Source organism: Pseudomonas sp. 1176_21, from assembly GCF_052850635.1.
On record NZ_VXCV01000001.1, the window covers coordinates 292,368 to 305,026 of the forward strand.

Here is a 12,659-nt window from a genome sequence, read left to right on the forward strand (position 1 = left end):
GATCACCGTAGCCGTTGTGGGAGCGGGCTTGACCCGCGATTTGCCGTACGGCGACAGGCAAACTGCGTTCAGGCCACAAAAAAAAGCCCCGCCAATGGCGGGGCAAAGTGGTCGGTGCTAACCAACCAAAGGAGCTCTGAATCAGTTCGCCGCAGCCACGCTGTCGGTTTGCCAGCCACCACCGAGTGCCTTGTAGATCGCCACGATCCCGCGATACAGGTCCACCTCGCCCAACGCCTGCGCGTCCTCGGCAGTGAGCCGTTCACGCTCGGCATCCAGCAGCACCAGGTAATCCACCGTACCCTCGCGGTAACGAATCGACGCCAGGTCCGCCGCCTTGCGGCTCGCCTCGCTCTGGCGCAGCAGCGCCATCAGCCGTTGCTGACGCTTGGCGTAATCGCTGAACGCATTCTCCGACTCTTCCAACGCCAGCAGCACCTGCTGCTCATAGGTCGCCAACGCACCCTCGGCCTCGGCATTCGCGCCGCGCAGACGCGCCCGCACACTGCCCAGGTCGAACGCCGCCCAGGTGATGCTCGGGCCCAGTGCCCACGCCTGCGCCGCACTCGACCCCAACTGCGAACCACGCCCTGCGGTAAAGCCCAGGAAGCCGCTCAGGCTCACCCGCGGGAACAGGTCGGCCGTGGCCACCCCCACATTCGCCGTGGCCGCCGCCAGCTGGCGCTCGGCGCTGCGCACATCCGGGCGACGCTTGAGCAGTTCGCCCGGGTCGCCAATCGGCAGGGCCTTGGCAATCGCCGGCAACTGCGCCGGCGACAGGTCGACACTCAACGCATCCGGCCGCTGCCCCAGCAAGGTGGCGATGCGGTTGCGCGCACGCACCTGCTCGGCCTGCAGCTGCGGCACGCTGGCCTCTACCGCCGCCAGGCGCGCATCGGCGCGCACCACGTCCAATTCGTTGCCAACCCCTGCATCACGCAGGGTTTCGGTAATGCCGCGCGAATCCTGCTGGGTCTTGAGGTTGGCCAGGGCTATCTTCTCGCGCAACTGCGCACCGCGCAGTTGTCCATAAGCATCAACCAGCTCGGCAATCAGGCTCACCTGCAATTGTTGCAGGTCGGCCTGGGCCGCGGCCTCCTGCGCCTCGCTGGCTTCCAGCTGGCGCTGAATGCGGCCGAACAGGTCAAGCTCCCAGGCCATGTCCAGGCCCAGGTCGTAGCGCTCGCTGTTGACCCGGCGGTCGGTCTGGCCAGGTATCTGACCCTTGCCCAGGTCGCTGCTGGCGCGGCTGGTGACGGTGGGCAGCGCATCGTTGCTCACATCGTCACGGATCGCCCGCGCCGCTTTCAGGCGCGCAAACGCCACGCGCAGCTCGCGGTTGTCGGCCAGCGACTGGCTCACCAGCTGGTTGAGGACCGGGTCGTCGAACTGACGCCACCAGATCGCATCGAAGCGGGTGCGGTCGAAGGCCGCCTTGGCCTCCTGCGCATCGGCCGCCGCCAGGTGCGCGGCGTCGGTGTGCGGGGCCTGGTAGTCCGGGCCGACCGCACAGGCGGCCAGGGCCAGCACCAGCAGGCTCGGTGCCCACAGTTTCAAGTGGTTCATGCCTGGTTCTCCAGCTGCAGCTGGCGGGCCGCCTTGCGGGCCTCGCTGCGCTCTACATAACGACGGATCAACACAAAGAACACCGGGGTCAGCAACAGGCCGAAAATCGTCACCCCGATCATCCCGGAGAACACCGCCACGCCCATGGCATGGCGCATTTCGGCGCCGGCCCCGGAGGAGAACACCAGCGGCACCACACCCATGATGAAGGCGAACGAGGTCATCAGGATCGGGCGCAGCCGCAGCCGGCAGGCTTCCAGCACCGCAGCCAGCGGGTCGAGCCCTTCGGCCTGCTTGTCCTTGGCGAACTCGACGATAAGAATCGCGTTCTTGCACGCCAGCCCCACCAGTACGATCAGGCCGATCTGGGTGAAGATGTTGTTGTCGCCACCGGACAGGATCACCCCGGTAATGGCCGACAGCAGGGTCATCGGCACGATCAGGATCACCGCCAGCGGCAGGCTCCAGCTCTCGTACTGGGCAGCCAGTACCAGGAACGCCAGCAGCACGCACAGCGGGAACACGAACAGCGCGGTGTTGCCGGCGAGGATCTGCTGATAGGTCAGCTCGGTCCATTCGAAGGTCATGCCGTTGGGCAGCTCTTCCTTGAGCAGTTTTGCCATGGCCTGTTCGGCCTGGCCGGAGCTGTAGCCGGGTGCTGCGCCACCGTTGATCTCGGCGGTGATGAAGCCGTTGTAGTGCATCACGCGGTCCGGCCCGGAGGTGTCGCTGACCTTGATGAAGGTCGCCAGCGGGATCATCTCGCCCTGGTTGTTGCGCACCTTGAGCTGGCCGATCTGCTCGGCATCCAGGCGGAACTGCTGCTCGGCCTGCACGTTGACCTGGTAGGTACGGCCAAAGCGGTTGAAGTCGTTGGCGTACAGCGAGCCCAGGTAGATCTGCAGGGTGTCGAAGATATCGTTGATCGCCACACCGTGGGTCTTGGCCTTCTCACGGTCGATGGCGGCATCCACCTGCGGCACATTCACCTGGTAGCTGGTGAACAGCCCGGCCAGCTCCGGCACGTTGTGGCTCTTGGCGATGATGTTCTGGGTTTCCTTGTACAGCGCCTCGTAGCCCAGGTTGCCACGGTCTTCGATCTGCAGGCGGAAACCGCCGATGGTACCCAGCCCCTGAACCGGCGGTGGCGGGAAGATCGCGATGTAGGCTTCCTGGATGTCGGCGTACTGCGCGTTCAACGTGGCGGCAATCGCCGCGGCCGACTGGCTGGGGTCCTTGCGCTGGTCGAACGACTTGAGTGCGACGAACACGATGCCGCTGTTGGGGCTGTTGGTGAACCCGTTGATCGACAGGCCCGGGAAGGCGATGGAGTCGGCCACACCCGGTTGCTTGAGGGCGAACTCGCTCATCTTCTTGATGACCGATTCGGTGCGGTCAAGGCTGGCCGCATCCGGCAGTTGCGCGAAGGCCACCAGGTACTGCTTGTCCTGAGCGGGCACGAAACCGGTCGGGGTGGCGGCAAAGCCCATCCAGGTCAGCACCATCAGCCCGGCGTACACGAACAGGGCGATGCCGCTGCTGCGGATCACGCGGCCCACGGTGCCCACGTAGCCATGGCTGGCACGCTCGAAGAAGCGGTTGAACGGCTTGAACAGCCAGCCGCCGAGCAGGCGGTCGAGCAGTTTCGAGAAGCGGTCCTTGGGGGCGTGATGGCCCTTGAGCAACACCGCAGCCAGCGCCGGCGACAGGGTCAGCGAGTTGAACGCCGAGATCACCGTGGAAATCGCGATGGTCAAGGCGAACTGCTTGTAGAACTGCCCGGTCAGGCCGGAGATGAACGCCGCCGGGATGAACACCGCGCACAGCACCAGCGCGGTGGCGATGATCGGCCCGGTCACTTCGCTCATGGCGCGCTTGGTCGCCTCCAGCGGGTTGAGCCCCAGCTCGATGTTGCGCTCCACGTTCTCCACCACCACGATGGCGTCGTCCACCACGATACCGATGGCCAGCACCAGCCCGAACAGCGACAGCGCGTTGAGCGAGAAGCCGAACAGGTGCATCACCGCAAAGGTGCCGATCAGCGAGACCGGTACCGCCACCAGCGGGATGATCGAGGCGCGCCAGGTCTGCAGGAACAGGATCACCACCAGCACCACCAGGATCAGCGCCTCGAACAGGGTGTGCACCACCGCTTCGATCGAGCCGCGCACGAACACGGTGGGGTCATAGACGATGCTGTAGTCCATGCCCTCGGGGAAGTCCTTCTTCAGCTCGGCCATCTTGGCGCGTACTTCGTCGGAGATCTCGATGGCGTTGGAGCCAGGGCGCTGGAAGATCGGGATCGCCACCGCCGGCTGATTGTTGAGCAGCGAACGCAGGGCGTACTGGCTGGAGCCCAGCTCCACCCGGGCGATGTCCTTGAGGCGGGTGATTTCACCGTCGGCGCCAGAGCGGATGATGATGTTCTCGAATTCCTCTTCGCTCACCAGGCGGCCCTGGGTGTTGACCGACAGCTGGAAGCTGGTGGCCCCGGGGGCGGGCGGCGAACCGAGCTGGCCGGCGGCCACCTGGCGGTTCTGCTCGCGAATGGCAGCCACCACGTCGCTGGCAGTCAGGTTGCGTGAGGCGGTCTTGTTCGGGTCCAGCCACACGCGCAGCGAGTAGTCGCCCATGCCGAACAGCTGCACGTCACCCACGCCACCCAGGCGAGCCAGCTCGTCCTTGATGTTGAGGATCGCGTAGTTGGACAGGTAGAGCATGTCGTAGCGGTTGTCCGGCGAGGTCAGGTGCACCACCATGGTCAGGTCGGGCGAGGCCTTGTCGACGGTGATACCGATACGCGTGACTTCCTCGGGCAGCTTGGGCTGGGTGCGGGTCACACGGTTCTGCACCTGCACCTGCGCGTTGTCCAGGTCGGTGCCCAGGGCGAAGGTGATGGTCAGGGTGATCTTGCCGTCGGCGGTGGACTGCGAGGACATGTACAGCATGTTCTCGACACCGGTGATGGCCTGCTCGAGCGGCGCGGCCACGGTTTCGCCGATCACCTTGGGGTTGGCACCGGGGAAGTTGGCGCGCACCACCACGGTGGGCGGTACCACCTCGGGGTATTCGCTGATCGGCAGCTGGAACAGCGAGATGCTGCCGGCGATCAGGATCAGCAGCGACAGCACGGCGGCGAAGATCGGCCGGGTAATGAAGAACTGGGAAAAATTCATCGGTCTGGTCCCTTAACCGCGTGGTGCCGCGGCACTGGCGAGCTTGACCGTGACCGGCTTGCTCGGGGTGCTGGCTTCCAGGGCCTGGCGTTGCTGGGCGAGGGCGGCGAGGGTGGCGTCGCTGGCCATCGGGGTTTCTTCAGGGCTGACCGGCGAGCCAGGGCGTACACGCTGCAGGCCCTTGACCACGATGCGGTCTTCCTTGCTCAGGCCGCTGCGCACGATACGCAGGCCTTCGAGTTTGGGGCCCAGCTCCACGGCGCGGTAATCGGCCTTGTTGTCCTTGTCCATCACCAGCACGAACTTCTTGCCCAGGTCGGTGCCCACGGCCTCGTCGTTGATCAGCACGGCCGAATAGGTGGCGCTGCCGACCAGTTTCAGGCGCGCGTACAGCCCGGGGGTGAACTGGCCGTCGCTGTTGTCGAACACCGCGCGACCGCGAATGGTGCCGGTCTTGGGGTTGACCTGGTTGTCGACGAAGTTCATCTGGCCCAGGTGCGGGTTGCCGGTTTCGTTGGACAGGCCCAGGTACACCGGGGTGCTCTGGCCGCGCTGGCCGTCGCGGGCCAGCTGGGTGTACTTGAGGTACACGCGTTCGTCGGCGTCGAAGTAGGCGTAGACCTTGTCGGTGGACACCACGCTGGTGAGCGCGGTGACATCGGCGGTGACGATGTTGCCGGCGGTGAACTCGGCGCGGCTGACACGCCCGCTGATGGGCGCGGTCACGCGGGTGAAGCTCAGGTTCAGCCTGGCCAGGTCCAGTTGCGCCTGGATCGCGGCCACCCCGGCGCGGGCTTCGGCGGCGGCGCTGGTGCGCGACTCGGCGAGTTCGGCGGAAATCGCGTTGCTGCTGCGCAGGCGCTCGCCGCGCTGGGCTTCGGTCTGGCTGCGGGTGGCGGTGGCGCGGGCTTGTTGCAGTTGGGCTTCAAGTTGGCGTACCTGAGCCTGGAACGGGCGCGGATCGATCTGGAACAGCAGGTCGCCTTTCTTGACCTGGGCACCTTCGGTGAAGGCTACCTGGTCGATCTGGCCGGACACGCGCGGGCGTACTTCGACGGTTTCGGGGGCTTCGAGGCGGCCGGTGAACTCGTCCCATTCGTTGATGGGCTGCTCCAGCACCTTGGCCACCGTGACTTTCGGCGCACCGGGCGCTTGCGGGGCCTCCGGGGTACGACCACAGGCACTCATCACCACCAGTGCCAGGGCAGCAAGGGGATAGCGCAAGGGTTTGAGTGAGTGTTCCATGGATAGATCCGCCAATGTATTGAGAGTGGGCGGATTCTGCGATTTGTAACTATTAACAACGAATCGAATGGGGCGAAGGTAACTATCATTCGGAATGATATGAACACCATCGCGGGTCAAGCCCGCTCCTACACGGACCGCGATGATCCTTGTGGGAGCGGGCTTGACCCGCGATGCAGGCAGCGCCGATTCGAGATGGGCTCAGGCCTGAGCCTTCTCCTCCTGCCCCTGACGCAACCGCGTGCTGATCAGCGCCGCCAGCACCAGCAGGCCGGCGATCACCCACAGCCCGTTACGCGTGCTACCGGTGGTCTGCTCGATCAACCCCATCACCGACGGCCCGACAAACCCGCCGAACAGCCCGCACATGGTCACGAACGCCAGCCCCGCCGCCAGTGCACTGCCGCTCAGGCGGCTGGACGGGAACACGAAGATGATCGACTGCACCACGAACAGCATCAGCGCCGTCAGCGAAAAGCCCACCAGCCCGATGAACGAGTTGGAGAACGAGGCAATCACCAGCCCCGCCGCCATGGTCAGCAAGCCGAAGAACATGATCATCCGGCAGCGGGTGGGGGTGGTGGCCAGGCGCGGGAAGGTCGCGGCGCCAATGGCGGCGGCAATCCACGGTACCGAGGTCAGCAGGCCGATCTGGAACGGCGACAGGTTGCCATAGGTGCCGATGATGCCCGGCAGAAAGAAGATCACCGTGTAGATGGTGATCTGGTGCACGAAGTACACCGCGATCGCCAGCCAGATCTGCTTGTCGCGAAACATCTGGCTCAGGCGGGTCTGTGGCGGCGCGGCGGCTTTTTCGGCGCTCAGGCGCTGCTCGATGTCGCGCTTGTCGGCCTCCGACAGCCATTTGGCCGAGGCCGGCCCGTCAGGCAGTTTCTTCCACACCACATACGCCAGCGCCACTGCCGGCAGGCCTTCGATCACGAACAGCCACTGCCAGCCATGCCAGCCCAGCAGACCGTCCATCTGCAGCAACGCACCGCCCAGCGGCCCGCTGAGGATGTTGGCCAGGCACACGCCCAGCAAAAAGTAACCGGTGGCGCGTGCCCGCTGTTCGCGGTCGAACCAGTAGGTCAGGTACAGCATCACCCCCGGGAACAGCCCGGCCTCGGCCACGCCCAGCAGCAGGCGCATGATGTAGAACGAGGTCTCGCCCTGCACGAACGCCATGCCCGCCGACAGCAGGCCCCAGGTGATCATGATGCGGGTGATCCAGAAACGTGCGCCCACCCGGTGCATGATCAGGTTGCTCGGCACCTCGGCCAGCGCGTAGGTCAGAAAGAACAGCCCGGCGCCCAGGCCGTAGGCAGCGGCCGACAGCCCCAGGTCGATGCCCATGCTGGCCTTGGCCAGGGCAATGTTGGTGCGGTCCAGAAAGCTCATCACGTAGACGATGACCAGCAACGGCAGCAGTTTGCGCAGCAGCAGGCTGTTCAGGCGTTGTTCGGCAGGCACGGCGGGCGCGGCCGCCGCTGTCGCGGTATTGAGGATTGTCATTATTGTTAACCCCGGTATTGATGGTGCGGCCCGCCGACGCGCAGGGCGCGGCGGCGGGCTTGGGTGTCGATCAGGTGCGGGCGATGTCCAGCCACACCGGGCCGTTCGGGTACTGGTAGCGCTCCAGGGTGTCGGCGTGCATCTCGATGCTGTAGCCGGGGCGCAGCGGTGGCATGTAGCGGCCGCGGCGGATCACCACCGGGTCGATGAAGTGCTCGTGCAGGTGGTCGACGTATTCCAGCACGCGGTTGTGCAGCGAGGCCGAAACGCCGATGTAGTCGAACAGCGCGATATTCTGCACGTATTCGCACAAACCCACACCCCCGCCATGCGGGCACACCGGCACGTCGTACTTGGCCGCCATCAGCAGCACGATCAGCACCTCGTTCAGCCCGCCCAGGCGCGCCGCGTCGAGCTGGCAGAAGTCCAGCGCACCGGCCTGGAACATCTGCTTGAACATCACCCGGTTGTGGCAGTGCTCGCCGGTGGCCACGCCGATCGGCGCGATGCGCTGGCGAATGGTGGCATGGCCGAGGATGTCGTCGGGGCTGGTCGGCTCCTCGATCCACAGCGGTGCGAAGGCGGCCAGGCGGCGCATGTTCTCGATCGATTCGTCCACGCCCCACACCTGGTTGGCGTCCATCATCAGGGTGCGTTCCCAGCCCAGCTCGTCACGCAGGATGCCGGCGCGGCGAATGTCGTCTTCCAGGTTGGCGCCGATCTTCTGCTTCACGTGGGTCCAGCCATCGGCCACGGCCTCGCGGGTCAGCTGGCGCATCTTCTCTTCGCTGTAGCCCAGCCAGCCCGGTGCGGTGGTGTAGCCCGGGTAGCCTTCGCGCAGCATCTGCGCCTCGCGCTCGGCCTTGCCCGGCGCATTGCGGCGCAGCAGGGCGATGGCTTCCTCGGGGGTGATCACGTCGGTGACGTAGCTGAAGTCCAGGCAGCGCACCAGCTGCTCGGGGCTCATGTCGGCCAGCAGCTTCCACACCGGTTTTTCTTCGTGCTTGGCCCACAGGTCCCACACGGCATTGATGATGGCCGCGGTGGCGAGGTGGATCACGCCTTTTTCCGGGCCCAGCCAGCGCAGCTGGCTGTCGCCCACGGTGAAGTTGTGCCAGAAGGCGCCCATGTCGGCGGTGATCTCTTCCAGGGTCAGGCCCACCACCATCGGTGCCAGCGACTGGATCGCGGCCACGCAGATCTCGTTGCCGCGGCCGATGGTGAAGGTCAGGCCGTGGCCTTCCAGGGGGCTGTCGGTGTGCAGCACCACGTAGGACGCCGAATAGTCCGGTGCGCTGTTCATCGCGTCGGAGCCGTCGAGCGACAGCGAGGTAGGGAAACGGATATCGCGAACGCTCAGGTGGGTAATTCGAATGCTCATGGCGGGCTCTTGTTCTCGGTGACCACTTGGAGACCCGACTGTAGGTTGCCGAGCGATACGTGCATAATCGCGGTTTCCTAACCAGGGATACCGAATTCGATATGTCTGCGAGCCCTGAAGCCGATCCGCTGCTGCCACGCAGCCTCGGCGCGCTGAAAATTTCCAGCCGCCAGATCACCTTGCTCAACGCCCTGGGCGAGTTCGGCAACCTGCGCCGCGCCGCAGCGGCCATGCACACCACCCAACCGGCGGCGAGCCTGCTGTTGCAGCAGTTGGAGGAGCGCCTGGGCGTACGCCTGTTCGAGCGCCTGCCCCGGGGCATGCAGCCCACCCTGTATGGCGAGGTGATGATCCGCTATGCCCAGGGCGCGCTGCACGAGTTCGAGCACGCCCAGGCGCAGATCGCCGAACTGGCCCGCGGTGCCATGGGCCTGGTGCGGGTGGGCACGGTGATGGGCCCGGTGCCGCGCCTGCTGACCGGCGCGGTGCTGGCCTACAAGCGCGACCATCCCAAGGTGCGCATCAGCATCGAGGTGGGCACCAGCGACACCTTGCTGCCGGCGCTGCTGCGCGGCGACTTCGACGTGGTGCTCGGGCGCCTGCCCGACCAGGGTGACAGCCAGGACCTGGACATCGAGCTGTTCGACATCGGCGAGCAGATGCGCGTGATCGCCAGGGCAGGGCACCCGCTGGCCGGCGCTGCGGCGCTGCAACTGGCCGACCTGGTGAGCCTCACCTGGATCCTTCACCCGCTCGGCAGCCCGATGCGCCGGCGCGTGGAAAGCGCGCTGCAGGCCGGCGGCATGGTGCAGTCGCTGGACATCGTCGAGACCGCCTCGATCCTGGCCACCACCGCCATGCTCGAAGCCTCCGACATGATCGCGGTGGTGCCCAACGACGTGGCCGAGCATTATGCGCGCTATGGCATGGTCGCCATCCTGCCGGTGGAGCTGCCCATCAGCATGGTCAACCTGGGCCTGCTGACCCTGCGTTCGCGCCCACGCTCGGTGGCGCTGAACACCCTGCTGCATTACCTGCGGGCGCAATGACATGACCTGCGCCGCCACCTTCAGGAGGCACTGAGCCGATGCCCTCGGACATTACCCATTCCAGCTTCTGCAACTGGGTGCGCTTCAAGCACCTGGTGCTGATCGACACCCTGGCGCGCACGCGCAACATGCACGCTACCGCCTCGCGCATGAACCTCAGCCAGCCGGCCCTGAGCAAGATGCTGCGCGACCTCGAGGAGCAGTTCGGCTTTGCCCTGTTCGAACGCCTGCCGCGCAGCATGCCGCCCACCGAGCTGGGCGAGTACGTGGTGCGCTATGCGCAGAACGCGCTGGCCGACTCGCACACCTTCGTCGACCAGGTCAATCGCCTGCGCAAGGGCGGGCACGGCTTCATCAAGGTGGGCGGCATCTTCGCCGCCACCTCGGTGGTGCTGCCCCAGGCCATTGCCGCGATCAAGGCGCGCAGCCCGCTGCTGTCGATAGAAGTGGTGGAGCAGTCCAGCGACTACCTGCTGGCGATGCTCGAACAGAACAAGCTCGACCTGATGATCGGGCGCTTCACCGAACCGCGCTTCGCCCAGTTGTTCGACTTCCAGGCACTGGAGCCCGAGCCCTTCTGCCTGGTGGTCAACAGCAGCCACCCGCTCAACCAACTCGAGGTCACGCCGCTGGAGGCCCTGGGCGACTGGCCGTGGGTGCTGTACCCGGTCGGCACGCCGATCCGCGACCGCCTGGAGCGGGCGTTTCGCGCTGCCAACATCGCCACCCCCGCCGACAGCGTGGATACCATCTCGATGCCGATGTTCCTGCAACTGCTGCAGTCGGGGCCGATGATCGCCATGCTGCCGCGCTCGATGGTGGCGGCGCAGCTGGCCAGCGGTCAGTTTCGCGAGCTGCAGACCCCGCTGCACCTGGCACCGCTGGAGTACGGCATCATCACCCGCAAGGACCAGCCGCTGACCGGCTCGGCGCAGGTGTTCGCCGATATCCTGCTGGACTTCGCCCGTCAGCGCCGTCAGGCCGAGGGTCATAAAACGATCTATAAATGAAACGAGAATTCGCACTTCGATAACCCAGGGTTATCGCTTGATCGGATCATCTCATTGGGAATACGCCGGCCGGCTCCTTACAGTTGGTGCAGATTCGCCTGCACAAGACGGGCGTGATGCCATAACAAGAAGCTTGCCGTAGCGCCCTGAGAGGTCCCATGCACCTGATTGCCAGAACCCGCAGCAGCGAAGACCCTGCGGTCATCCGCCTCAACCCGCTGGACAACGTGCTGATTGCCCGCCAGGTGCTGCCCGAGGGCCTGCACCTGGACGCCGAGGCGGTCACCGTGCGCCAGTCGATCCCTTCGGGGCACAAGGTGGCCAGCCAGCGCGTGGAGCAGGGCGAGGCGCTGCGCCGCTATGGCCAGATCATCGGTTTTGCCTCGCAGCCCATCGAGGCCGGCGAACACGTGCATGTGCACAACGTGGAGATGGGCGACTTCGCCCGTGACTACGCCTTTGGCGAAGACGCCCACAGCGTGCCGGCCAGGGAAGCCTTCTTCGAAGGCATCGTGCGCGCCGACGGGCGGGTCGCCACCCGCAACTACGTGGGCATCCTGACCTCGGTGAACTGCTCGGCGACCGTTGCCCGTGCCGTGGCCGACCATTTTCGCCGCGATATCCACCCCGAGGCGCTGGCCGACTACCCCAACGTCGATGGCGTGGTGGCCCTGACCCACGGTGCCGGTTGCGCGGTCGATCCCAGCGGCGAAGCCCTGGGCCTGCTGCGCCGCACCCTGGGCGGCTATGCCGTGCACCCCAACTTCGCCGCCGTGCTGATCATCGGCCTGGGCTGCGAGACCAACCAGATCGAAAGCCTGATGCAGACCCAGGGGCTGACCGCCGGCGCCCAGTTGCGCGCGTTCACCATCCAGGGCATTGGCGGCACCTCCAAGACCATCGCCGCCGGTATCGAGCAGGTCAAGGCGCTGCTGGCCGACGCCAACCAGGTGCGCCGCGAGCCGGTCAGCGCCCGGCACCTGATCGTGGGCCTGCAATGCGGCGGTTCCGACGGCTATTCGGGCATCACCGCCAACCCCGCGCTGGGCAATGCGGTAGACCGCCTGGTGGCTGCGGGCGGCACCGCGATCCTGTCCGAAACCCCGGAAATCTACGGCGCCGAGCACCTGCTGACGCGCCGTGCGGTCAGCCGCGAAGTGGGCGAGAAGCTGATCGCGCGCATCCACTGGTGGGAAGACTACTGCCAGCGCATGAACGCCGAGCTCAACAACAACCCCTCGGCCGGCAACAAGGCCGGTGGCCTCACCACCATTCTCGAAAAATCCCTGGGCGCCGTGGCCAAGGCCGGCTCCAGCAACCTGGTGGACGTGTACCAGTACGCCGAGGCCGTGCGCGCCAAGGGGCTGGTGTTCATGGACACCCCCGGCTACGACCCGGTGTCGGCCACCGGCCAGGTCGCCGGCGGCGCCAACCTGATCGCCTTCACCACCGGTCGCGGTTCGGCCTACGGCTGCGCCCCGGCGCCGTCGATCAAGCTGGCCACCAACAACCGGGTGTTCGAGCACCAGGAAGAAGACATGGACGTGAACTGCGGCGGCATTGCCGACGGTTCCACCAGCATTGAAGAACGCGGCGCCTACATCTTCGAACAGATGCTGCGCATCGCATCGGGCCAGCGCAGCAAGAGCGAGCAACACGGCTACGGGCAGAACGAGTTCGTGCCGTGGCAGATCGGCGCCGTGACCTGATTGACCTT

Annotated in this window: 8 protein-coding genes; 3 read left to right on the forward strand and 5 right to left on the reverse strand. The window is 65.9% G+C overall.

The window, feature by feature from the left end; translation table 11 throughout:
* Positions 1–141 precede the first annotated feature (141 nt).
* From FW760_RS01655 to FW760_RS01675, 5 genes are all read right to left on the reverse strand, one after another.
* Positions 142–1,566, reverse strand: a complete 1,425-nt coding sequence (locus FW760_RS01655; protein WP_043864075.1) for an efflux transporter outer membrane subunit — start codon at positions 1,564–1,566, stop codon at positions 142–144.
* Positions 1,563–4,742, reverse strand: coding sequence for an efflux RND transporter permease subunit (locus FW760_RS01660; protein ID WP_054914324.1), 3,180 nt, complete (start codon positions 4,740–4,742; stop codon positions 1,563–1,565). Before FW760_RS01660 ends, FW760_RS01655 begins: the two co-directional genes overlap by 4 nt.
* 12 nt (positions 4,743–4,754) lie before the next feature.
* Positions 4,755–5,987: a multidrug efflux RND transporter periplasmic adaptor subunit MexE gene (gene mexE, locus FW760_RS01665; protein WP_100632623.1), complete on the reverse strand. Its 1,233-nt coding sequence runs from the start codon at positions 5,985–5,987 to the stop codon at positions 4,755–4,757.
* A 201-nt stretch (positions 5,988–6,188) separates the two neighbouring features.
* Entirely contained in the window at positions 6,189–7,502 is a 1,314-nt protein-coding gene (locus tag FW760_RS01670) for an MFS transporter (protein ID WP_043864072.1), read from the reverse strand.
* Positions 7,503–7,572: 70 nt separating this feature from the next.
* A complete protein-coding gene (locus FW760_RS01675; protein ID WP_043864071.1) occupies positions 7,573–8,883 on the reverse strand; it encodes an L-fuconate dehydratase in 1,311 nt (436 codons plus the stop codon).
* A gap of 101 nt (positions 8,884–8,984) precedes the next feature.
* On the opposite strand from FW760_RS01675, the gene FW760_RS01680 reads away from it, so the two are divergent.
* The 3 genes from FW760_RS01680 (at position 8,985) to FW760_RS01690 (ending at position 12,651) form a co-directional block, all read left to right on the forward strand.
* Positions 8,985–9,932, forward strand: a complete 948-nt coding sequence (locus FW760_RS01680) for a LysR substrate-binding domain-containing protein (protein ID WP_054914325.1) — start codon at positions 8,985–8,987, stop codon at positions 9,930–9,932.
* A 38-nt stretch (positions 9,933–9,970) separates the two neighbouring features.
* Positions 9,971–10,942 (forward strand): LysR family transcriptional regulator, encoded by a 972-nt coding sequence (locus FW760_RS01685; protein WP_054914326.1) that lies wholly within the window; start codon positions 9,971–9,973, stop codon positions 10,940–10,942.
* Positions 10,943–11,100: 158 nt separating this feature from the next.
* Complete coding sequence (locus tag FW760_RS01690; RefSeq protein WP_043864068.1) at positions 11,101–12,651, forward strand: UxaA family hydrolase; 1,551 nt, start codon at positions 11,101–11,103, stop codon at positions 12,649–12,651.
* Positions 12,652–12,659: the final 8 nt, after the last annotated feature.